Below are 20,881 nucleotides of genomic sequence, written 5' to 3' on the forward strand. Positions count from 1 at the left end.
CAAATTTAACCGATGCGGCCCGTGATATAGCTTTCGGTGCGCGGGTCTTTGGGGGCCGTGAAAATCTGGCCCGTTTCGCCGTATTCCACGAGGTTTCCAAGGTGGAAAAACGCGGTGCGCTGGCTGACGCGGGCGGCTTGTTGCATAGAATGGGTGACGATCACCACGGAAAACTGGCTGCGGAGTTCGTCAATCAATTCTTCAACCTGTGCGGTGGCGATGGGGTCAAGCGCCGAACAGGGTTCATCCATCAGCAACACCTCGGGGCTGGTGGCGATGGCGCGCGCGATGCACAGGCGCTGTTGCTGGCCACCCGACAGGCCGGTGCCGGGGGATTGAAGGCGGTCTTTTACCTCATCCCAGATCGCGGCGCGGCGGAGCGATGTCTCAACCACCTCATCCAGCTCGGCCTTATTGCGGGTCAGGCCGTGGATTTTGGGGCCATAGGCCACATTGTCATAGATCGACTTGGGGAACGGGTTTGGTTTTTGGAACACCATGCCGACCTTGGCGCGCAGTTGCACGGAATCGACCTTTGGGTCATAGATATCTTCGCCGTCCAGCAATATGGTGCCTTTGACGCGGCAGATATCAATCGTGTCATTCATCCGATTCAAGCAGCGCAGAAAGGTGGATTTGCCGCAACCCGACGGGCCGATAAAGGCGGTCACAGTTTTATCAAGGATGTCCACATCCACCGCTTTGATTGCATGGGTGTCGCCGTAAAACACATCCACACCACGGGCGGTCATTTTGTTGGTTTGGGCGGTCACATCAATCTCCAAATATCGCATGTCATCCATTTGTATCCCCTTACCAGCGGCGTTCAAAGCGGCGGCGCAGGATAATCGCCACGGCGTTCATGATCAGCAAAAACACCAACAGCACGATAATCGCCCCCGAGGCACGTTCAAAAAACGCGGGGTCGGCGCGTTGGGTCCAGTTGAACACCTGCACCGGCAGCGCGGTCGAGGGTTCGCCAAACAACCCATCGGCAGCGGAATACGCGGCGGGATATTCGCGCACAAAGGCGACCATGCCGATCAGCAAAAGCGGCGCGGTTTCGCCCAAAGCTTGCGCCAACCCGATGATGGCACCGGTCAGGATACCGGGGGCTGCAAGGGGCAGTACGTGGTGGAACACCGCCTGCATCTTTGATGCCCCCACGCCCAGCGCCGCATCGCGAATAGAGGGCGGTACGGATTTAAGCGCAGCACGGGTGGAAATGATAATGGTCGGCAAGGTCATCAGCGTCAGCACCAGCCCGCCCACGATAGGGGCCGAGGCACGCAGGCCGCCAAAGTTGATGAAAATCGCAAGGCCAAGGATGCCGAACACGATGGAAGGGACGGCGGCGAGGTTGGAGATATTCACCTCGATCAGATCGGTCCAGCGGTTTTTCGGCGCAAATTCTTCAAGGTAGATCGAGGCCGCGACACCGATGGGCAGTGCCAGTACCAAAACCACGATCATCATATAGGCCGAGCCAAGGATGGCCACGCCCAAGCCCGCTGCCTCGGGGCGTTGGTCAGATGCGTCGGGGGCGGTGATAAAGGCGGGGTTGAGTTTCGTCACAAGGATGCCTTTGTCCTTGAGCGCATCGGCAAGGCGAAGCTGGGCGGGGGTGACATTGCTGTCAAGTTCGGCGCTGGCAAGGCTGACGCGGCCTTTGTAATAGCCATCAATCCGGCCCGAGGCGAGGACGGTGATTTCAACCGTTTGCCCCACCAGTGACGGGTCGGCCAGCACGCGGTCACGCAACTGTGCAGATGCCTCTTTTGAAATCATGGCATCTACATCTTTTGCGGTAAGCCCTTCAATTTCAATACCATTTGCGGCGATCACATCTTTCAAACCCTTGGCCAGAATGGGGCCATAGGTCAGGGTTGTGACCTTTTTCATCACGTCCAAATCACGGGTGCCGGATTTATCGAGCTTGGATTCGGGCAGTTCCACCGTCAGCATAATCTCGGTTTGGCGAAAGGCCGAAAGACCGTTGCCAAGGATCGAGGTGACAAGGACAATCAGCGCCAACACGCCCACGGCAATGGCGGTCAGGCCATAAGCCTTGAACCGCGCCTCGGCGGCGTTGCGGCGTTTGGTGCGGGCGTCTTGCACCAAAAGCGACCCTTTGCGGGGGGTGTTCATTCGTATTGCTCCCGGTATTTTCGCACGATGATAAGGGCCGCGACATTCAGGCCAAGGGTCATGGTGAACAGCGTCAGGCCCAGCGCAAAGGCGACCAGCGTTTCTGGCGCGGCGAAATCGGTGTCACCGGTCAGCTGGCTGACAATTTTCACGGTGACGGTTGTCATCGCCTCAAACGGGTTAACCATTTCGCCGAGGCCTTGGTTCAGGCGGGCGGCGGCGGCCCCTGCCCCCAAGACCACGATCATCGTTTCGCCAATCGCGCGGCTGGTGGCAAGCAGCACCGCGCCGACGATACCGGGAAGGGCAGCGGGGATGACAACGTGTCGGATGGTTTCGGATTTGGTGGCACCAAGGCCAAGGCTGCCATCGCGCATCGCTTGGGGGACCGCGTTGATGATGTCATCCGACAGCGACGACACAAAGGGGATCAGCATTACCCCCATGACCAACCCTGCGGTCAGGACCGAGGAGCCGGAGGAGCCGAGGCCCATGGGCAAGGCCAGCCAATCACGGATCATCGGGCCCACGGTGATCAGGGCGAACAGGCCGTAAACGATGGTCGGGATGCCCGCCAGAATTTCGATCATCGGCTTGGCCACAGCGCGTAGTTTGGGGCCGGCATACTCCGACAGGTAGATCGCAGCAAACAGGCCAACGGGGACGGCAAAGAGGAGTGCGATGACGGAGATATAAAGCGTACCCCACAAGAGCGGCAGGATGCCGAGGGCGGAATTGCCGCGAAAATCGGGGGCCCAAGTGGTGCCGAACAGAAATTCGGTCCAAGTGTATTGGCCAAAGAAATTTACGGTTTCGAACAGCATCGAAAAGACAATAGCCACGGTGGTCAGAATGGCCACGGACGCGGCGGCAATCAGTAGGATCATCACCCAAGATTCAGCCGCGACACGGGCGCGAAATTCGGGGCGGGTGCGGTAAATCGCATGGGCAAGGCCCGCGCCTGCGGCCAGCACCGCCAGCGTTGGGACAAGGTTGGGCAAGCGCGTGACCAAATCAGCCCAGAGGCCAAACATATCATTTTTCAGGGAAATTCGGGTCAGGATAGAGCCTGCCAGAAACACCGCAAAGCCAGGGATCAAGGCGGCATAGGCGGCGTTCTGGCCGTAAAATCCGGGCAGAGAGGCAAGTTTCCGGCTGTCACCCCCTGCCATGCCGACAGCACGTTTGCGGGCGATCACATAGCCTGCAATCGCAAAGGCCAGAACCGAAATCAGCATCATCAAGGGCGACATAGGCGGGTCCGTCTGCAAAGGAAAAGGGGCAGCCCGTAATCCGGACTGCCCTGTTTTTCAGGGCTTAGTTGCCTGCGGCGGCAACGGCGGCTTGAGTATCGGCCAGTGCTGGATCCGAGACCAACCCGTAAGCGGCCAGCGGGCCATCGGGGCCTGCCAGCTCATCCGACACAAAGAATTCAGCGTATTCTTTCAGGCCCGGGATCACGCCGATATGCTGGGATTTCACATAGAAATACAGCGGGCGCGACACGGGGTAATCGCCGCTGGCCACGGTTTCGGTCGACGGGATAACCCCGCCCATCGTGGCCACTTGCAGCTTGTCCGTGTTGTTTTCAAAGAACGACAGACCGAACACGCCGATCCCGTTCTTGTTGCTTTCAATCCGTGCCAGCGTTTCGGTGTAATCACCATCAATATCAACCGCGCGGCCATCGGTGCGCAGGGCGGAACAGGCCTTTTCATCGCCACGCTCGGCTTTGACAATGTCAGCAGCGCCGGTGGTTTTGCAGCCAGCGATGACGACTTTCTCTTCAAACACTTCACGGGTGCCGTGCTTGGTGCCTGGTACGAAAGCCATGATTTCCTGCTCGGGCAGTGCTGGGTTCACTTCGTTCCACATTGTGTAAGGGTTGGCGACGATCTTGCCATCGACAACGATTTCGGCAGCCATGGCTTTGTACCAATCTTCTGGCGTGAAAGCGAAAGCGTTGCCTGCGATATCGGACGCAAACACGATGCCATCATAGCCAAAGCGCACTTCCAAAATGTCGGTCACGCCGTTGGTTTTGCACACTTCAACTTCGCTGTCCTTCATTGGACGCGAGGCGTTGGCCACATCAATTGTACCTTCACCGACACCTTCGCAGAACTTTTTCAGACCAGCCGAAGAACCGCCGGATTCGACAACAGGTGTCGGGAAATCGGTGTTTTCGCCAAAGGCTTCGGCCACGATGGTGGCATAGGGCAGCACGGTCGAGGACCCTGCGACCTGCACCTGATCGCGTGCAACGGCGGCGGTGGCGGAAAGGGCGGCGATGGCGATTGCCGAGGTGAGCATTGCGGTTTTCATAGACGTCTCCTGTCAAATGGCAGCCTGTTTGGCTTGAGCGATGCCTAACGGCGGGCTGTGACAGCTATGCGAAACCTTTGTAACAAGGGTATGACATAGAAGGGTGGGCGCATGGCGGTTATGCGATTAAGTTATTGATTTATAACGGGTATGATATGGCGCGCAAATTAAGGATTTTGACACAAACACCACAAATCTCTGGCGGTGTCGTCATCATGCTGCGTTCTAAAGCTGCCGATTCTTACTTGGCCTGCGCGATTCGGGCGGCTTGTTCGGCCCAATGTAGGTGGTTCAAAACACCACCATCGCGGCGCAGGTCATGGATGGCGGCAAGGGACAGCTCGGCCACGGCCCAGCCGGGGGCGTTCAGCGGGGTTTCAACAAAAATCCCGTTGGAGGGAAAGCCGCGGTCGGGTGGGCCATAAATCGCGGCGGACCCGATGTTTTCATCGACCGCAGGGCAAAAATCACAATCGCCCACAGTGGGCGCATGGACCACGATGCACTGGTTTTCCAACGCCCGCGCCATGGACCCAACCCGCACCCGCGTAAAGCCTGCGAAACTGTCGGTGCAGGACGGGGCGAGGAGGATTTCGGCCCCCGCCTCGACCATCGCGCGGGCGAGCAAGGGGAATTCGCTGTCATAACAGATGACGATGCCGATTTTGCCGATGGGCGTGTCGAATACGGGCAGGCCTGCGCCTGCCACGACATCCCATGTCTCGCGTTCAAACCGTGTCATGATTTGTTTGTCTTGATAACCGATTATGCCGTTCGGGCCATAGAATGTGGCGCGGTTTACAGGGCGTTTTCCTGCGAAATAGGGGGCGGACGCACCAAGGATATAGACACCATGTTGTGCGGCAAGCTGGCTGTGAAGCGCATCAACTGCTGCACCGTGGCGCGCGACCTCATGCAGCGCCGCCTCAATATCGGCGGCCACATCACGGCCACCAAGGCTTGCCAGTTCCATCGCGCCGTATTCGGGGAACACCAGCAAATCCGCCCCCTGCCCCGCCGCATCGGCGACCCAAGCTGTGATTTTAGCGGCGTATTCGGCAAAGCTGTTGAAATAGGTCAAGGGATAGGCGGCGGCAGCGATTTTCATGTAAAAATCCTTTTATAACAGTCGCATCCAAAATTGGAGCGGTTTGCGGATGGGGGCGGTTTCGCCCACATCCGTCCAGTCAAATTCGGCCACAACACCCGGCAAGGGCGCATAGCCACGGCCCCGCCAGAATGCATGATTTGACCGCGCAGTGGCGGGGCGCAGCGGGTGGTCATCAGGGCGCATCACGGCGCAAAACGCCATATGGCTGCGGCCCAAGGCACGGGCGTGCGCCTCTCGGTGGTCGAAAAACCCGTGACCTATGCCTTGGCCACGATAGGCGGGCAGCAGGACGGATTCGGCGCAATAGAAAATTTGGGACAGCGGGATGTTCAGACCTGCGAAAGCGGCGGAAAATTCAGCCGCGTGATCTTCCATCGGGGTGCCGGTGGCGGCACCGATCAGCGCCGTGCCATCGAACGCACCGACCAGAATGGCGTTGGGGCTGGTGCGATAGGTTTCCAGATAGCGGCGTTCATAGTCAAGGCTGCCATCATAAAGATAGGGCCAGTCGCGAAACACCGCGATGCGCAAGGCGGCGACATCGTCAAGCGCCGCATCCAATGCCGCGCCGGTCAAGGTGCGAAGCTGGGTCACGAGACTTGGGCGATCCAGTCGTTGAGGTTGTAAAACGTGGTAATGCGGGCGATTTTGCCGCCTTTCAGGTCAAAAAACGCGCCTGCGGGCAGGATATAGGTTTGGCCGTTCGCCTGCGGCAGGCCCGGATCGGTTTGCAGATAGGTGCCGTGGACCACAAATTCCGCTGCCCCGCGGCTACCGTCTTCACTGGCAAAAACCACAATATCGCGCAATTCCTCGCGGTAGCTGACACCCATATGGCTGCAAAATTCGGCAAATTTTTCGCGGCCGTGGCGGATGCCGCCCTCATTGACGCGGTGTTCCACATCATCAGTTACACAGGCCAACATGCCAGCCGCATCACCTGCGTTAAACGCGGAATAATAGCGTGAAATCAGATCTTTGCTCATGGGTTTTCCTCTATTGGCGGGCCGAACCGGTCCAACATTCTGGCACGGATCTGGTCGCGTGACTGCCGATATGCGGCAAGTTTCGCCTCGCGTGCGTCACCTAGGCCCGTGGGGTCAAGGATCGGCCAATATTCGATATCCAGATGGTGAAAGCGGGTCAATTCCAGCGCCATGCGTTGGCTGGCGGGCGACAGGGCGATGATGAGATCAAACTGCGACAGGTCATCGCCCCATTCCTGCATTTCCTCGAAAGACCGGCTGCGGTGGCGCGAAATTTCGATCCCCAGTTCCTGACAAACGGCGATGGAAAAGCCATCAATCTCCATATCATTTTTCACGCCAGCCGATTGCACATAGGCCTTTTGGCCGTACATCTTTTTCATCAACCCCTCGGCCATGGGCGACCGGACAGCGTTGTGATCGCAGCAAAACAGCACCGATTGGGGGAAAGCCGCCACCATCACCCCCAGTGCAAAACGCAAATCAGGGTGAACAAGCGGCGGGCGGTGTCTATGTCGACGGCGGCTTTGCCGTCCAGCCGCTCTTGCAGCACGCGCGCGCCTTCGTTGTGGATGCCCCGCCGTGCCATATCAATCGCCTCGATCTGGCTGGGCGGCAGGCGTTTGACCGCCTCGAAATAGCTTTCGCAGATCTGGAAATAGTCTTTGACCACTTGCCGAAACGGGCCCAACGACAGGTGAAACTCGCCCACCTTTTCGGCAGTTTCGGTGGTGATATCAAACACCAAACGTCCCTCACGGATGGCCAATCCCAGCCGGTAAGGGCCATCGGACACGGATTTGCCATCGCGTTTGGGCAAGGCAAAGCTGTTCTCTTCAAGCAGATCAAAGATCGCGACTTTGCGCTCCTGCTCGATCTCGGGCGTGGGGGCTGCAAGGCCGGTTTCGTCAATTTCGATGTGGCATATGCGGGTCATCGGATCATTTCCATGGCAGGTAAGGCTAATTGATGGCCTGTTGCGCGGATGGGTGCAAGGGGGCCAATGCTGGGGCCAGTACTAGGGTTAATCGTTCAACCGATCCAGCCGTGCCTGCACCGATAGGCCATGCGCTTGCAGGCTCTCGGACTTTGCCAGCCGCACGGCAGCGGGGCCAATCGCGCGCAAGGCGGCAGGCGTCATTTGCGCCAGCGTGGTGCGTTTCATGAAATCAAGCACCGAAAGCCCGCTGGAAAACCGGGCCGAGCGCGCCGTGGGCAACACGTGGTTGGGACCGCCGACATAATCGCCAATCGCCTCGGGGGTGTATTGGCCCAAGAATATCGCCCCCGCATGGGTGATTTGCTGCGACAGGCCTTCGGGATCGGCCACGCACAGCTCCAGATGTTCGGGTGCCATGCGGTTTGACAGGGTAGCAGCTTCGGCCAGATCGCGGGTCACGATTACGACGCCATTGTCGCGCCAACTGGCCCCCGCAATCGCGCGGCGTTCCAGCGTTTCAAGACGTTTTTCAACGGCTTGCGTCACAGCCGCGGCAAAAGCCGCATCATCCGTGATCAAAATGCTCTGCGCGCTTTCATCATGTTCGGCCTGCGACAACAGGTCCAGCGCGATCCAGTCAGGGTCATTATCGCGGTCGGCGATTACCAAAATCTCTGATGGCCCAGCGATCATATCAATACCCACACGCCCAAACACCCGCCGCTTGGCTGCCGCCACAAAGGCATTGCCGGGGCCGGTGATTTTATCGACCGGCGCAATGGTTTTTGTGCCATACGCGAGCGCCGCAATCGCCTGCGCGCCGCCAATGCGGTAAATCTCATCCACGCCGGAAATTTGGGCCGCAAGCAAAACCAACGGGTTCACCACCCCGTCCGGCGTGGGGCAGCAAATGACAAGGCGTTCCACGCCCGCCACCTGCGCAGGAATGGCGTTCATCAAAACAGACGACGGATAGCTCGCCAGCCCGCCCGGCACATACAATCCCGCCGCCGAAACCGGCGTCCAACGCCAGCCCAAACGCGCGCCGGTAGCGTCTTCCCACATGGCGTCTTCGGGTTTCTGGCGGTCGTGATAGGCGCGGATACGCTCCGCTGCCAGTTCAAGGGCGGCACGATCTTCGGGGGAAACCTTGGCGCATTCCGCGTCAATCTCGGCAGCGGTAAAGCGCATGGTTTCGGCCGTTAACGCCAAGCGGTCAAAGCGCTCTGTCAGCTCCAACACAGCCCCATCGCCCCGCGCCCGCACATCGGCGATGATGCCTGCAACGACATCATCCACGTCCACACTGTCTTCGCGCTTGGCCCCCAAAAGGGCGGCAAATCGCGTTTCAAAATCCATATCAGTGGTAGACAAAAAGAAAGGCATGACGTGCCCTTTCGATGGTGTGGGTGGTTTCCGGTCGGCGTTCGGTACCGACTTAGCGCGCCACGCCTGCCACCTCAAGCCCGCACCCAATCACAGAAACATCCGAACCAGCCCGCAAAACGCTCATCGCCCACATTCATCTTGGCTCAAATACCTAACGCGTCTCAACAGACCCATCGCCAAGGGGGGTGAATGCGCCTCAAGGCGCAGGGGGGCTACGCCCCCGCCCCCTTACCGATGCTCGGGCATCTTACGTGATGGCGCGAGGTACGGCCTTGTCACATCGCGCGCCGTGACGTTCAGGCTTTCAACCTCCAACGCGACCTCACCGTCTCCGGCCAAGGTCAGAACCACACGCCCCATGCCATCCTCGCGCGGCTCAAAGGCTACAGACAACAAGGACAACACCGTATCCGCCTCATGCTGATGCACACCTTGTGACTTCACACTCAGCACATCATTGAACACCAGCAAGCAGCGCACGCGCTCATAGGCGCGCCCTGCGCGTTCGGCGGCGGCACCGTCTTCCCAACGGAAACGGTTCAAAAGCAGGGCAAATTCGCGCCGCTTGGCGACATAGCGCATATCCGACGCCACCAACACCGCGTCTTGCACCAGCGCGGACAGGATGCCCAGATCTTCGGCATCCGTGGCAAATAGCGCTAGTGGCGCGTCCGATCCCTCTTCAAACTTTGCATCGCTCATGTCGCGATACGTTCGATATGCGCGCCACACGCGCCCAGCTTTTCCTCAACCCGCTCATAGCCGCGATCAAGGTGATAGACGCGGCTGACCACGGTTTCGCCTTCGGCCGCCATTGCCGCCAAAATCAGGCTAACGGAGGCACGCAAATCGGTCGCCATAACCCGTGCGCCTTTCAGCTTGTCCACGCCCGTCACCGTGGCATGACCGCCGTGTACATCAATCTTGGCGCCCATGCGGATCAATTCGGGCGCATGCATAAAGCGGTTTTCAAAGATCTTTTCTTCCAAAACGCTTTTGCCATTGGCGGTACACAGCAGCGCCATCATCTGCGCCTGCAAATCGGTGGGAAAGCCCGGGAAAGGCTCGGTCGTTACATCCACAGCGTTCACGCGACCGTTCTTGCGCTTTACCTTCAAGCCGCGCTCGGTTTCTTCCACCGACACGCCAGCCGCGTCCAGTTTTTCGCAAAACGCGCCAACAAGGTCGATGCGCCCGCCCAAACATTCCACTTCGCCACCACAAATCGCAGGGGCCAGCATATAGGTGCCAAGTTCGATCCGGTCGGTGACAACGGGGTGCGTGGCACCGTTCAATCTGTCCACGCCTTGAATGGTAATTGTGCTGGTGCCCTCGCCGTCAATCTGCGCGCCCATGCGGCGCAGGCATTGGGCAAGGTCCACAATCTCCGGCTCGCGCGCGGCATTCTTGATCACGGTTGTGCCCTTGGCCAAAGTCGCAGCCAACAGCGCATTTTCAGTCGCCCCAACCGACACCAGCGGGAAATCAATGACCCCGCCGCGCAGCCGCCCGCCCATCGCCTTGGCATGGACATAACCGTCCCGCAGCTCCAGCTCGGCGCCCAGTGCCTCCAGCGCTTGCAGGTGCAAATCGACAGGCCGCGCGCCAATCGCACAGCCACCCGGCAGCGACACAATCGCATGGCCATCACGCGCCAGCATCGGCCCCAGCACCAAAATCGACGCCCGCATTTTGCGCACGATGTCATAATCGGCGGTGTGATTGTGGATGTTATGGCTGCTCATCGCCAAGACCTGACCACCCTGAAGGCTGGCCACTTCAGCCCCCAATGACCCCAAAAGCTCGGTCATCGTGCGAATATCGGACAAGCGCGGCGCGTTGGTCAGCGTCAGCGGCTCTTCTGTCAGCAATGTTGCGGGCATCAGCGTCAGACACGCGTTCTTTGCCCCCGCGATCGGGATCACCCCGTTCAACTCACCACCGCCGCGTACCAGAATCGAATCCATTTACTGCCCCTGACTTTTGTCGTTGTCTGTGTTTGTGCCTTGGCCCATCCGGGCCTTTGCCTGCATTTTGCGCCGCGCCATATTGGCCTTGAGCGCTGCCTTCTGGCGCGCTTCCCGCAATTCGGCACCGGTTTTTTGGCGCTTTTCGCCAGTCGTACCGGTACCGCCAATGTTCGGTTTTTCGCTATTCATGGCCCCTCCTTACAACGCAAAGCAAAAAGGGTCCAGATTACCCTTGCACCATCTGTTTTTTCCGACTAATCAGCCGCCACGCCAACCCAATACCTAAGGTTCGCGCCAGATGCTGTGGTAGCTCAGTGGTAGAGCACACCCTTGGTAAGGGTGAGGTCGAGAGTTCAATCCTCTCTCACAGCACCATATTTTTTCCTTCTATATCAAAAAGACACGCGCTATCAGTGGTTTGGATTGGACTCGGTTCTACACCACTATGGTTTTACAAATGCCCCGACCTTACAAACACCCCAAAACAGGAGTCTTCTATTTCCGGCAGAAAACACCTGCAGACCTCCGCCAAAAGTTCGGAAAAGCGGAAGTCAGCTGGACGCTAGCGACGAAGGTCGAGAGCGAAGCAATCATTCGCAATGCCGAGGCCGTCTTGAAGCAAGCCAAAGTCTGGCAGTCTCTACGCGCCACGCCCAGCGCACTGCCCCACAAGCAAATCATGGCACTTGTTGGCGAGTACCGCAGACAACTCGATACTATGTTGAACGAGGAACCCGGTGAAGTCGGTATATGGGATTCCGTCTTGAAGCTTCAAACCGCAAACGGCGCAGACCCGATTGCTCTTGAAAAATGGCAAGGCAAGGAAGCCGACGCGCTTCTTCTTGCCGCAGGGCTAGAGGCCCCGATCGTTGTTTTCATGGCCTTTCCTCGAACGATTCCGCGTAAACCCATACCTTTCATGAGGCGAGCAACGATGCAGCGCGCCACGGCTTCACCTTCACGGCACAGCTGTCGCCAGGCTTTACGGGCACCGTAAACCTCCCAGTTGGCATCCCAGACGCATCGGATTTTGAGCCGCAACACCGTATCCCGCTGCTGGCGTGCCGAGGCCTTAGACGGATCGGCGCGCACAACGAGGCAGGCGTAGTAAGTGGATGGGGCAATCAGCAGCACCCTGCAGATCGACTCGACTCCATGGACCACGCGATGATCTTCCCCTCTCGCGCATGTAAACATACGCTGCCGGGCAGCGGGGCCAATCGCAGCGACTGCCGCAGACTGCGTTTCATAGGAGCATTGATGCTCCAGCACCATGCGGACGGCGCGCGCCCGCACCTCAGGTGAATAACGATTTGATATCTTACTCTTTTCCATAGCCCTCATCCTTAGTCAGGTTGAAGGTCTCCGGCAAACAAGGGACTATTCACATCAGGCCCAGCGGTCAGACCTGCCACGCACAAGGGCGAGACACATGCCCCCGCACCGCAGGGGCTCTTGGCAATTACACCCGCGCAGCCTCAAACGCGGCCCAAGCCGCCTCAAATGCGGCAAAGTCAAAGCCCGGCGCGCGGGCGGGATTAAGGACAAGGCGCTCGGTGCTTTGCATTTTCGCAATGGCAGCTGCAAGTTGGCCAATCACATCAGGCGGAATCACAACTGCGCCGTGGCGGTCGGCGTGGATCAGATCGCCAGTCCGCACATCCATACCCATGATGCGGATGGGCTGGTTCACGCTGCGAACATGCACAAATCCGTGGCTGGGACCGATGCTGCCCGCGACGACAGGGAAATCCGGTGCCATGTCACCAAGGTCGCGCATCACCCCGTTGGTCAGCGCGCCCGACATGCCAAACCCTTTGTGGATGGTCGTGTTTACCTCACCCCAAAAAGCGCCGATGGCATTGGGGCCATCAAGATCTTCGACCACTGCAACCGAGGGCTTAGGGGCCTCAGCCATCGCTTTGTAATAGGCCATACGGCGAGTGCGGATGGTTGCGGCATCCTCGGTTGGCGGAGCAAGAGCGGCGATCTGGGCGGTGACGGCATAGCCAACCATTACGCCTTTCGGGTCGCTGGCCTGCATCGTGCCGCGGGTAAAAGCGTTAAAGCCGCGCTTGCCTTGGGCCACCTCTATTGCATTGCAAACGGTAGGGGTGTCGACGCTGCGAAGCAGGTTTAGCAGTTGAGTATCCATTAGGCCTCCAGCCATCGGCGCAGGGCCGCTGTGGTTTCATCGGGTTGTTCAAGGGTGGGCAAATGCCCTGCGTTTTCAACGACATGCAGGGTGGATTGGGGGATGAGTTCGTGCATGCGTTCATGCCGTTCAACGGGGCAAAGTATGTCTTGGCGGCCGCAGAGGATAAGGGTGGGAACGGTGACCCGGGCAAGGGTTTCTTGCTGGTCGGGACGGTCGCGCAGGGCAAGCGATTGGTTAACAAATACCTGTGGGCCAAGGGCAAGGGCCATGTCCATGCACAGGTCCAGAATGGCCGCGCGGTTGGGGCCGTCGGTCAGGTAATTCGGCTTCATCTCATCGCGCATCACCGCGTCGAGCCCACCCGCGTGAACCGATGCTATTTGAGGCGCGCGGCGGGCCTGAACCTCGGGCAGTTCAGCGCGTGAATTGGTATCGAGCAGCGCCAAATGTGTAACGCGATCAGGGGCTTGGGCCATGATTTCCATTGCCACGATCCCGCCCATCGACAGGCCCGCAAGGGCAAAACGCGGGGGGGCATCCGCCAAGATTTGGGCCGCTAAAGCCTGCACCGTATCGGCCCCCGTCAGGGGGGCCAGATGCAAGGGCCGTGCTCCGAATGCTGCGATTTGCGGGCCAAAAAGACGCCCGTCGCACATCATGCCGGGAAGGAGGACAAGCGGGGTCATTTTGACGCGAGCGCCGCCCCTTCGGCCAAGGCGGACAGCTTGGCATAGGCGACATCGGGGTCGACCGAGCCAAAGCCAGCGAAGGTGCCAAAGCCGCAGTCAGACCCTGCGATCACACGGTCTTGGCCGACAATATTCGTAAATCTTTCAAGACGTTGCGCCACAAGTTCGGGGTGTTCGACGAAATTCGTCGTCGTATCGACCACGCCCGGAAACAGCACTTTACCATCGGGAATATCGGCTGCCCGATCGCGGAACACGGCCCATTCATGCCCGTGACGCGGGTTCGAGGTTTCGAACAACAAATACTGCGCATCCACCGACATCAGCGTGTCGAACATTTTCGACATCGGAATATCGCAGACATGCGGGCCTTCATAATTACCCCAGCAAATGTGAATACGGACCTTTTCGGCGGGAATGCCGGATAAAGCGTGATTCAGCGCCTCCACATGGCTGTTCGCGACTTTGACAAACTCAGCATCGCTGAGATCGGTAAACAACATATGACGCGACAGGGCGAGATCGGGGCAATCGAGCTGCAAATCAAGGCCGGATGCGACGATGGTTTCATATTCCGCCTTCATCGCATCGGCGAGGGCTGCCAGATAGGCCTCACGGCTTTTATAAAAGGAATTCTGCAAAAACAACGAGATAACACCCGGGCTGGCGGCGTTCATAAAGCCGCGTTTGGCGCCGTGTTGGGCCATCGCGGCCTTTAGGTTCGCGATGTCTTTTTCCAGCTCGCCTTGGCCTTTTGACCGCACCTCACCCACGCACATGGGGCGCGCATATTTGGGGGTGCCGCCATCATTTGCCAATCTTTCCAAGAACTTGGGGAACAGTTTCAGGTCGGCGGGCGCATTGCGCGGGCTATCGCCATCAAAGCCGGTGTAGCGGTCTTTGACATAGGTGGCGTAGCTAATCTTGGATGTTTCCCCGTCCGAGACGATATCCACCCCTGCATCCACTTGTTTTTTAACGGTTTCCGACACGGCGCGGGTCATCGCCGCATCAAAATCGACTGGCGCAAACGGCGTGTTGCGTTCACGGGCAAAGATGAAATCCACCACTTCCTGCGTGCGGGGAAGAGAGCCGACATGGGTTGTCAAAATGGCGGTCATGGTCAGAAATCCTTGTCAAAAACGGTGTATGCAACCCGTATGTTATCCGTATTACATCTGTACATACGGGTTGCTTTCAGGTTTGGGCGGCGATCAGCCTTTCCAAGTGGGGCCAGCGGGATCGGACGTGGCGACGACGTGGTACATCGACGCCTCGCCAGTCATAGACGGCACGGCGGTGTGGGCCAAGTTGGCGGGCACCGACATTGTGTCGCCCGGCGCAAGGGTGGCAGAGCCGTCCGCCCACGTCACCCGCCAATGGCCGCGCATCGGCATCAGGACAGATGGGTGAGGATGGCTGTGCATGTCCTCGCTGGCGGAGGCGCGGGTGACGAAGCTGACCTCAAACCCCGGTTTGTCACGCAGCTTGCCGTTTTCGCCGATCACAATGGCGGGTTTGCGGTCGGCCATCGCGTAAAGATCCCAATAACGGGCGACGTAATGGGGCACGACATCATGTGTGGTGGGTTCGGGATAGGCCTTGAGTTCGTCTTCGGTCAGCAGCGGCATGGGGGCCACGCCTTCGGGCAAGGTCTGGCCCTTTTTGGTGTCATAAAGCTTGCCGTTTTGGCCAAGAACAAGCCCGTGGCCCGCCGCATCCTGAATGACCTGCGGTGCCCAGATCACGCCACCGCCGGCATCATCGCCGCCCAGAACGGCCATGATCATCCCGTAATCGGTGCCGATGTTTTCAAAGCCACGGAAAATGCCGGTGGGGATGTTGATGATATCGCCTTCTTCCAGCACCACCTCGCCTGCGTTGCCGTGACGGCCCCAGAAAAACCGCCAGCGGCCTTTGAGGGCAAAGAACACCTCGGCGGTGCGGTGGGAGTGCAAGCTGTTGCGGCATTTTGGCGGTTGGCCAGCGGCCCCGATGTTGAAGCCGTGCGGGATGGCGATATGCACGTGCTGATCGGGGCTTTCCGACACGCCGCCGCCGATGATGGTGAAGTTTTCCTTTTGGTTGCTGCCCGGAGTGTGGGCATCAATAAAGGCGGTTTTGCAAGGGTGCAGATCGCCGTAGCGAACAATGCGGGATTCCATGTCTTGCAGCGTCATCTTCTGTCTCCTTAAGCCACTTTGGGCTTCATCTTTGCAAAAAATACTCAATTCCGGCGCGCGTTAGGGGGTGCGTTATCCAGCATGCAGATGGATCTGTTTCCAGATTGCCACCTCATCAATCAGGGTGAATTCGCGGCGCAGGCCCCACTCGCCCCACTCGGCATGGGTGATGCCCATCACATGGACTTCGGCCCCCGTGGGCGCGCCGAAATAGCCGTTGCCGGAATGCTTGCCGGTCAGTGACCAGCGCACGGCGGCGCGGTTTGGGGTGCCGGGATCGTTGCGGCCGATTTGATGGTGAACCTCAAACGTTGCCGCGGGAAAGGAAGACCGCAGGCGCATCCACTGGGTCTCTGGGAACGCCCACGACCAACCGCCTTGGGTGCCCCAATGTTCGGTGCGCACGGCGCGGTCGTATTCCGCGCGAATGACGGTGAAATCCTTGTCCATGATGCGGGTCAGGATATCGGCAAGCCGCTGGCCCCATTCATTTTCATTGCCACGGCCTGTGTAGGGGCCTTGCACGTCGTGGCTGGGGTGGAACGGGCGGATGGCTTTGTCCGGGCCACCCTCACCCAAGATTTGCAGGCGGGCGTAATCGGACGGATCAAAGCCCAATTGGCGGGCAATTCCGCCGACATCGCGCACCAACCATTCATCGTTGATCTGGTCGTTTATCGCTGCGCAATCGGCCATCGCACGGATGGTAAAGCGTTTGCCCGTGGGGGGGCCAAATGCGCCATGCCCGGTATGTGTGCCCGTGGTGACGATGCGGTGTGACGACAGAAAGCCCGTGTCGGCATCACCCGACCAAATCACATCTTCACCCAGCAATTGACGGTCGGGGAATTCGGCGAGGGTCGCAAGCGTGCCGTCGATCACGCCTTGATTGCCGCGCGCAAGGCCGGATGGAAAACGCATCGGGATATCGGGGGCATAATAGTGGTGGAGGGTGGCAAGGCCGCGATCTTCCCAAATCTCTTGCGTGATTTTCAGTATATAGTCGGGAAGGTTGCGGAACTGATTGGAAAAGCCCTTCATGGGTGGTCACCTGTGGCCAATAGAATCTGTTTCCAGATCGCGGTTTCGTCGATCAGCGCGTATTCGCGCCGGATGGCGGCCTTACCGGTTTGGCCGTAGGGGCCGTATTCGGCGTGGCAAATGCCCATGATATAGATCTGCGCCCCTGTGGGCCTGCCAAAGCGACCCCAGCCAGAATGCGTACCATGCAGCGACCAGCGAAGCGCCGCGCGGGGTGGTAGCAAAGGATCCTCTCGGCCAATTACATGGTCGATTTTGAAGCTGGCGGTTGGAAACGCCGCGCGCAGACCCATCCAGAACCGATCGGCACCGTGCCAACCCAGAGCGTCCTGCCCACCGGGATAGTGCAGGTTTGCAGCACGGTCATAGGCCTGTGGGATCACGTCCATTTCGGCGGCCATGATTCGCGTCAGAGTGTCGGCATAGCGCTGCCCCCATTGATCTGTATTGCCTTGGCGCGAGTATGGCCCTGCCACATCATTGGCGGGGGTCATCGGTTTCACGCAATTTTCTGCGCCACCCTCGCGCGCAATTTGGTCGCGGGTCCAATCTTTGGGGTCATATCCCATTTGCCGCACAATCGACGATTGGTCACGCACCAGCCATTCGTCATACACTGCCCCATCGCGGATCGCGCAATCGGCCAGAATGCGGTAGCGCAGGTTCGCCCCTGTCGCGGCGCCGTATGCGCCTGCGTAACTATGGGTCATAGTACAAATCAAGCGGTGCGAGGACAAAAAGGCATCGGACGTGGCAGTCGCACCCGCTGGGTCGTCACACCAAATCACATCCTCGCCCAGCAGTTCGCGATCGGGGAATTCGGCCAGCGTGGCCATAGTGGCGGCGATGACGTTGGAATTATCGACCACCACCGAAGCAGGGGAGCGCACGATCAAGCCGGGTGCGTAAAGGGTTCGCAGGCTGCCGATTTGGCGCTGTTCCCAAATCGCATGTGTAATGCCGTTGATATAATGTGGCACGTCACGCCATTTCGGGTCAAAGCCTTTCATGCCTAATGTCCTTTCGGTAAGCGGGCTGAGGAACGCAGGATCAGCGGGCCATCGATTTCAATCTTTTGCGGGGCGCGGGTGGGGTCGTTTATTTGCGCCAGCAGCGTGTCAACGGTCGCATCGACCATGCGGTTCAGCGGTTGGCGGACGGTTGTAAGATCATAAGCGCCCCATGCCGCCAATGGCACATCATCATAGCCGATGATCGACACGTCCGTGCCCACGCGCAGACCGCTGGAACGGAGCTGATCAATCACGGCAAAGGCCATGTGGTCGTTGCCGACAAAAATCGCATCGGGAGGGGTGGGGCTGTCGATCATGTCTTTCGCGGCTTGTGCTGCGATGATGCGGTCAAACATGCCATCAACAAGGGCATGTGGGGCGGCCCCGCCTTCGGCCAGTCCTTCGACAAAGCCGCGTTGGCGATCGCGTCCGGTGCTCGACCCTTGCCAGCCTGCGATATGGGCGATGCGGCTGTGACCACCTGCCAGCAAAAACGCGGCCACCTTGCGCCCGCCTTCGACATTGGCCGAGGTGACCGAAGACAGCCCTGCCCCCGGCTGGCCACGGTTGAACATGACCACAGGAATGCCCGCCGCGGCACAGCGTTCGGTCAGGTTTGACGACATCGCGACCGAGGCCGTGATGATGCCATCCACCTGATAATCCATAAGATCATGCACTACCCGTTCAATCCCGTCTTGGGAATTCGAGGCGGTAAAGACCAAAATGTGGTAGCCTTTGGCCTGTAGCGCGTTGGACAGACGTTCCAGCGCCAACGGGTAGAATTGATTATCCAGATAGGCCACGACCAAGCCGATGATCCGGCTTTTGCCCGTAATCATCGCACGGGCCAAAGGGTTGGGGCGATAGCCCAATTGTTCGGCGGCGGCGCGGACCTTGGCGATGGTTGCCTTGCTGGCCGATGCGCCGGGGGTAAAGACGCGGCTGACCGCTGATTGGCTTACGCCTGCAAGGCGGGCCACGTCTTGACTGGTGATCTTTGTCTCACCCATCAGTCTGCCGTCCAACCTCCGTCGATGAGCAGGCTGGAGCCTGTCACCAATGCGGAGGCGTCAGACGCGAGATAAATGACACCGCCCATAATGTCGGTGACTTCCCCCACGCGGCCCAGTTTGATTTTTTCCTCGATCCATTTGCGGCGTTCGGGGATGGCCAAGGTTTGTTCGGCCAATGGCGTGCGGATGAAGGTGGGGCAGATGGTGTTGACGCGAATGCGGGCGGAGCCCCATTCGATCGCCATGGATTTGGTGAACCCTTCAACCGCGTGTTTGGTGGCGCAATAGACGCCGCGATCTATGCCGCCGACATGGGCCATCTGGCTGGAGATATTGATCAGGCTGCCGGGTTTTTGGGCCGCCAGCAGGCCGCGCGCCACCGCGCGGGTCAGGAAATAGGCGCCGCGCACGTTCAGGTCGGTGACTTGGTTGTAATCTTCCAGCGTGGTATCGACGGCGGGGGAGTGGCGGGCGAGGCCTGCGGAATTGACCAGAATGTCAAAGGGACCATGTTCGGCGATCTGGGAGTCCGTGGTGGCAACATCGGCGACATCCATTGCCAGCACATGCGTGACCCAGCCTTCGGCGGCCATTTCGGCCTGAAGCGCATGGAGTTTATCAAGCCCCCGCGCGGCCAGCCACACTTCGGCCCCCGCCTCGGCCAGTGCCACGGCGCAGCCTTCGCCGATACCCGACGACGCACCTGTGACAAGGGCGCGTTTGCCGGTTAGGCGGAAAGAGGGCGTGCGGGGAAGGGTCATGCGGGCAATCCTGAGCTGATGTTCACGGGGCCCAGATTGCGGGCCTTGTTGAACATCTGCAAGCGCGCAAAGACATCGACGCCAAGTTGGGCGTACATATCCAAAAGGTCGACCAGCACCCAGTTTTCGCGGATCAGGCCCCCTTCCATGCGCCAGAAATCGAGCGAGCGCAGGGTGATTTGTTGGCCTGTGGGCGGGATGCCCATCCAACCGTCTTGGGTAATCGTCAGGCGCATATTGGGCCAACCGGTTTCACAGGTGTAGTCGCCTTGGGCGATCCAATGGCTGTGCAGCCCTTCGGGGTCAAGGCCACGGTCGGGCATGGCCTGAAGGAAGGGAATTTGGTGCCAATGGCGAAAGCCGGAAATACCGCGTGCCGTGCCAATGCCTGCGGGGCCGTACCAGTTAAAGCGCGGGTGCCAAAAGCGGGGAAGGTCCATCGCGTCGGGCGGTTCTTTGGGGTGGCGACACAGGGCTGTCAGCATATCAAGGACGTGCTGCATCGTGGCTGCGCCGTCACCATCGGCGGTTAGGCCGTCCTGAGTCATGGGCGCAGGGGTGCAGAGGTATTTGCCAAGCTGCGGGACCATCGGCCAGACGCCTGCTTGCATCATCACCTCGGGGATGTCCCAGATCGCCTGCATTTCGACGATTTTGCCGTCTTTGATGCGGAAAAATTCGTGGTAGCGCATATGGGTAAGGTGGCCCGTAGGCGGAATGGACAGCCAAGGGGCGGTGAAGGTGCCCATGAAATTGCCGCAGGTGCCGATCCAATCCTGCCCTTCGGGCGTGGTTGTTGATTGTCACTGAGAACTGACCCGGCAACAGCAAAAATTGTCACTGAGAACTGACCCATGTGCAACCTTGCCTCAGCTTGAATCAGCTGGGGGCACTTGGAGTGATAGACATGAGTTTTTTAAAAGTTATCCGGGGATGGGCGCTGCGAGAGAAGATGCCCATTCGCGAGATCGCGCGGCGCACGGGCATCTCGCGCAACACGATCAAGAAGTATTTGCGGGAGGGGATTGTTGAGCCAGCGTTTCAGACGCCGGATCGTCCGAGCAAGCTGGATCCGTATGTCACTCAGCTGACAGCATGGCTTGTTTCGGATCAGCGCAAATCACGCAAAGAGCGCCGGACTGCGAAGCTGA

22 protein-coding genes, 1 tRNA gene and 3 pseudogenes are annotated in these 20,881 nt (G+C 59.0%); 3 read left to right on the forward strand and 23 right to left on the reverse strand.

The genetic code is table 11. The features are described 5' to 3' along the window. Positions 1-5: 5 nt before the first annotated feature. The 13 genes from pstB to G560_RS19495 all read right to left on the reverse strand — a co-directional run bounded on the left by pstB (position 6) and on the right by G560_RS19495 (position 11,058). Complete coding sequence (pstB, locus tag G560_RS0115545; protein WP_420835080.1) at positions 6-794, reverse strand: phosphate ABC transporter ATP-binding protein PstB; 789 nt, start codon at positions 792-794, stop codon at positions 6-8. A 19-nt stretch (positions 795-813) separates the two neighbouring features. Beyond that, positions 814-2,148, reverse strand: a complete 1,335-nt coding sequence (gene pstA / locus G560_RS0115550) for a phosphate ABC transporter permease PstA (protein ID WP_022705224.1) — start codon at positions 2,146-2,148, stop codon at positions 814-816. Then, positions 2,145-3,401 (reverse strand): phosphate ABC transporter permease subunit PstC, encoded by a 1,257-nt coding sequence (pstC, locus tag G560_RS0115555; RefSeq protein ID WP_022705225.1) that lies wholly within the window; start codon positions 3,399-3,401, stop codon positions 2,145-2,147. Before pstC ends, pstA begins: the two co-directional genes overlap by 4 nt. A gap of 64 nt (positions 3,402-3,465) precedes the next feature. Further along, on the reverse strand, positions 3,466-4,473 hold the full coding sequence (locus tag G560_RS0115560) for a substrate-binding domain-containing protein (RefSeq protein WP_022705226.1): 1,008 nt from the start codon (positions 4,471-4,473) through the stop codon (positions 3,466-3,468). A 241-nt stretch (positions 4,474-4,714) separates the two neighbouring features. Next, on the reverse strand, positions 4,715-5,581 hold the full coding sequence (locus tag G560_RS0115565; protein WP_022705227.1) for a carbon-nitrogen hydrolase family protein: 867 nt from the start codon (positions 5,579-5,581) through the stop codon (positions 4,715-4,717). Between the two features lie 12 nt (positions 5,582-5,593). After that, positions 5,594-6,178, reverse strand: a complete 585-nt coding sequence (locus tag G560_RS0115570; RefSeq protein ID WP_022705228.1) for a GNAT family N-acetyltransferase — start codon at positions 6,176-6,178, stop codon at positions 5,594-5,596. Next, complete coding sequence (locus tag G560_RS0115575) at positions 6,175-6,570, reverse strand: ketosteroid isomerase-related protein (protein ID WP_022705229.1); 396 nt, start codon at positions 6,568-6,570, stop codon at positions 6,175-6,177. Before G560_RS0115575 ends, G560_RS0115570 begins: the two co-directional genes overlap by 4 nt. Further along, positions 6,567-7,031, reverse strand: coding sequence for an arsenate-mycothiol transferase ArsC (locus tag G560_RS0115580; RefSeq protein ID WP_028914168.1), 465 nt, complete (start codon positions 7,029-7,031; stop codon positions 6,567-6,569). Before G560_RS0115580 ends, G560_RS0115575 begins: the two co-directional genes overlap by 4 nt. Continuing rightward, a complete protein-coding gene (locus tag G560_RS0115585) occupies positions 7,031-7,507 on the reverse strand; it encodes a UPF0262 family protein (protein ID WP_022705231.1) in 477 nt (158 codons plus the stop codon). The genes G560_RS0115580 and G560_RS0115585 overlap by 1 nt, the downstream gene beginning before the upstream one ends. A gap of 87 nt (positions 7,508-7,594) precedes the next feature. Next, positions 7,595-8,896 (reverse strand): histidinol dehydrogenase, encoded by a 1,302-nt coding sequence (gene hisD, locus G560_RS0115590; protein ID WP_022705232.1) that lies wholly within the window; start codon positions 8,894-8,896, stop codon positions 7,595-7,597. Between the two features lie 231 nt (positions 8,897-9,127). Further along, positions 9,128-9,601 carry a DUF2948 family protein gene (locus G560_RS0115600; RefSeq protein WP_022705233.1) on the reverse strand — a complete coding sequence of 158 codons (474 nt, stop codon included), beginning with the start codon at positions 9,599-9,601 and terminating at the stop codon, positions 9,128-9,130. Then, positions 9,598-10,866, reverse strand: a complete 1,269-nt coding sequence (murA, locus tag G560_RS0115605) for a UDP-N-acetylglucosamine 1-carboxyvinyltransferase (protein ID WP_022705234.1) — start codon at positions 10,864-10,866, stop codon at positions 9,598-9,600. Before murA ends, G560_RS0115600 begins: the two co-directional genes overlap by 4 nt. Next, entirely contained in the window at positions 10,867-11,058 is a 192-nt protein-coding gene (locus G560_RS19495) for a hypothetical protein (RefSeq protein WP_022705235.1), read from the reverse strand. Between the two features lie 111 nt (positions 11,059-11,169). Here G560_RS19495 and G560_RS0115615 point away from each other — a divergent pair. Next, a tRNA-Thr gene (locus G560_RS0115615) sits at positions 11,170-11,244 on the forward strand. Between the two features lie 82 nt (positions 11,245-11,326). After that, a pseudogene (locus G560_RS21725) lies at positions 11,327-11,503 on the forward strand (DUF6538 domain-containing protein); the annotation flags it as partial. Between the two features lie 206 nt (positions 11,504-11,709). Here G560_RS21725 and G560_RS21100 read toward each other — a convergent pair. The 10 genes and pseudogenes from G560_RS21100 to G560_RS19500 form a co-directional block, all read right to left on the reverse strand. Then, positions 11,710-12,204: pseudogene (locus G560_RS21100) on the reverse strand (IS3 family transposase); the annotation flags it as partial. A gap of 127 nt (positions 12,205-12,331) precedes the next feature. Beyond that, complete coding sequence (locus tag G560_RS0115625; protein ID WP_022705237.1) at positions 12,332-13,024, reverse strand: RraA family protein; 693 nt, start codon at positions 13,022-13,024, stop codon at positions 12,332-12,334. Next, entirely contained in the window at positions 13,024-13,713 is a 690-nt protein-coding gene (locus G560_RS0115630; RefSeq protein ID WP_028914169.1) for an alpha/beta fold hydrolase, read from the reverse strand. The genes G560_RS0115625 and G560_RS0115630 overlap by 1 nt, the downstream gene beginning before the upstream one ends. Beyond that, positions 13,710-14,837, reverse strand: a complete 1,128-nt coding sequence (locus tag G560_RS0115635) for a cobalamin-independent methionine synthase II family protein (protein ID WP_022705239.1) — start codon at positions 14,835-14,837, stop codon at positions 13,710-13,712. The genes G560_RS0115630 and G560_RS0115635 overlap by 4 nt, the downstream gene beginning before the upstream one ends. Before the next feature lie 93 nt (positions 14,838-14,930). After that, entirely contained in the window at positions 14,931-15,896 is a 966-nt protein-coding gene (locus tag G560_RS0115640; RefSeq protein ID WP_022705240.1) for a cupin domain-containing protein, read from the reverse strand. Positions 15,897-15,971: 75 nt separating this feature from the next. After that, positions 15,972-16,940 carry a nuclear transport factor 2 family protein gene (locus G560_RS0115645; protein ID WP_022705241.1) on the reverse strand — a complete coding sequence of 323 codons (969 nt, stop codon included), beginning with the start codon at positions 16,938-16,940 and terminating at the stop codon, positions 15,972-15,974. After that, positions 16,937-17,950 (reverse strand): nuclear transport factor 2 family protein, encoded by a 1,014-nt coding sequence (locus G560_RS0115650; protein WP_022705242.1) that lies wholly within the window; start codon positions 17,948-17,950, stop codon positions 16,937-16,939. The genes G560_RS0115645 and G560_RS0115650 overlap by 4 nt, the downstream gene beginning before the upstream one ends. A 2-nt stretch (positions 17,951-17,952) precedes the next feature. Then, positions 17,953-18,966, reverse strand: coding sequence for a LacI family DNA-binding transcriptional regulator (locus tag G560_RS0115655; RefSeq protein WP_022705243.1), 1,014 nt, complete (start codon positions 18,964-18,966; stop codon positions 17,953-17,955). Then, positions 18,966-19,730, reverse strand: a complete 765-nt coding sequence (locus tag G560_RS0115660) for an SDR family NAD(P)-dependent oxidoreductase (RefSeq protein ID WP_022705244.1) — start codon at positions 19,728-19,730, stop codon at positions 18,966-18,968. Before G560_RS0115660 ends, G560_RS0115655 begins: the two co-directional genes overlap by 1 nt. After that, positions 19,727-20,521, reverse strand: a pseudogene (locus tag G560_RS19500) (ester cyclase); the annotation flags it as partial. The gene G560_RS0115660 and the pseudogene G560_RS19500, both read right to left, overlap by 4 nt. Positions 20,522-20,637: 116 nt before the next feature. Between G560_RS19500 and G560_RS0115670 the strand changes: the two are divergent. Further along, positions 20,638-20,881 (forward strand): helix-turn-helix domain-containing protein (locus tag G560_RS0115670; protein WP_028914170.1); only part of this gene is annotated, 244 nt, incomplete at its 3' end.

The sequence above is a fragment of the Pseudorhodobacter ferrugineus DSM 5888 genome (assembly GCF_000420745.1).
Taxonomy (GTDB): Bacteria; Pseudomonadota; Alphaproteobacteria; order Rhodobacterales; family Rhodobacteraceae; genus Pseudorhodobacter; species Pseudorhodobacter ferrugineus.

Coding starts and splice junctions, on each gene's coding strand:
- G560_RS0115655 (WP_022705243.1), bottom strand. CDS start 18,966: ATGGGTGAGACAAAGATCACCAGTCAAGACGTGGCCCGCCTTGCAGGC.
- G560_RS0115660 (WP_022705244.1), bottom strand. CDS start 19,730: ATGACCCTTCCCCGCACGCCCTCTTTCCGCCTAACCGGCAAACGCGCC.
- G560_RS0115600 (WP_022705233.1), bottom strand. CDS start 9,601: ATGAGCGATGCAAAGTTTGAAGAGGGATCGGACGCGCCACTAGCGCTA.
- G560_RS0115640 (WP_022705240.1), bottom strand. CDS start 15,896: ATGACGCTGCAAGACATGGAATCCCGCATTGTTCGCTACGGCGATCTG.
- G560_RS0115650 (WP_022705242.1), bottom strand. CDS start 17,950: ATGAAAGGCTTTGACCCGAAATGGCGTGACGTGCCACATTATATCAAC.
- G560_RS0115635 (WP_022705239.1), bottom strand. CDS start 14,837: ATGACCGCCATTTTGACAACCCATGTCGGCTCTCTTCCCCGCACGCAG.
- G560_RS0115630 (WP_028914169.1), bottom strand. CDS start 13,713: ATGACCCCGCTTGTCCTCCTTCCCGGCATGATGTGCGACGGGCGTCTT.
- murA (WP_022705234.1), bottom strand. CDS start 10,866: ATGGATTCGATTCTGGTACGCGGCGGTGGTGAGTTGAACGGGGTGATC.
- G560_RS0115565 (WP_022705227.1), bottom strand. CDS start 5,581: ATGAAAATCGCTGCCGCCGCCTATCCCTTGACCTATTTCAACAGCTTT.
- G560_RS0115575 (WP_022705229.1), bottom strand. CDS start 6,570: ATGAGCAAAGATCTGATTTCACGCTATTATTCCGCGTTTAACGCAGGT.
- G560_RS0115625 (WP_022705237.1), bottom strand. CDS start 13,024: ATGGATACTCAACTGCTAAACCTGCTTCGCAGCGTCGACACCCCTACC.
- G560_RS0115645 (WP_022705241.1), bottom strand. CDS start 16,940: ATGAAGGGCTTTTCCAATCAGTTCCGCAACCTTCCCGACTATATACTG.
- G560_RS0115585 (WP_022705231.1), bottom strand. CDS start 7,507: ATGACCCGCATATGCCACATCGAAATTGACGAAACCGGCCTTGCAGCC.
- G560_RS0115560 (WP_022705226.1), bottom strand. CDS start 4,473: ATGAAAACCGCAATGCTCACCTCGGCAATCGCCATCGCCGCCCTTTCC.
- pstA (WP_022705224.1), bottom strand. CDS start 2,148: ATGAACACCCCCCGCAAAGGGTCGCTTTTGGTGCAAGACGCCCGCACC.
- G560_RS0115580 (WP_028914168.1), bottom strand. CDS start 7,031: ATGGTGGCGGCTTTCCCCCAATCGGTGCTGTTTTGCTGCGATCACAAC.
- pstB (WP_420835080.1), bottom strand. CDS start 794: ATGCGATATTTGGAGATTGATGTGACCGCCCAAACCAACAAAATGACC.
- G560_RS19495 (WP_022705235.1), bottom strand. CDS start 11,058: ATGAATAGCGAAAAACCGAACATTGGCGGTACCGGTACGACTGGCGAA.
- pstC (WP_022705225.1), bottom strand. CDS start 3,401: ATGTCGCCCTTGATGATGCTGATTTCGGTTCTGGCCTTTGCGATTGCA.
- hisD (WP_022705232.1), bottom strand. CDS start 8,896: ATGCCTTTCTTTTTGTCTACCACTGATATGGATTTTGAAACGCGATTT.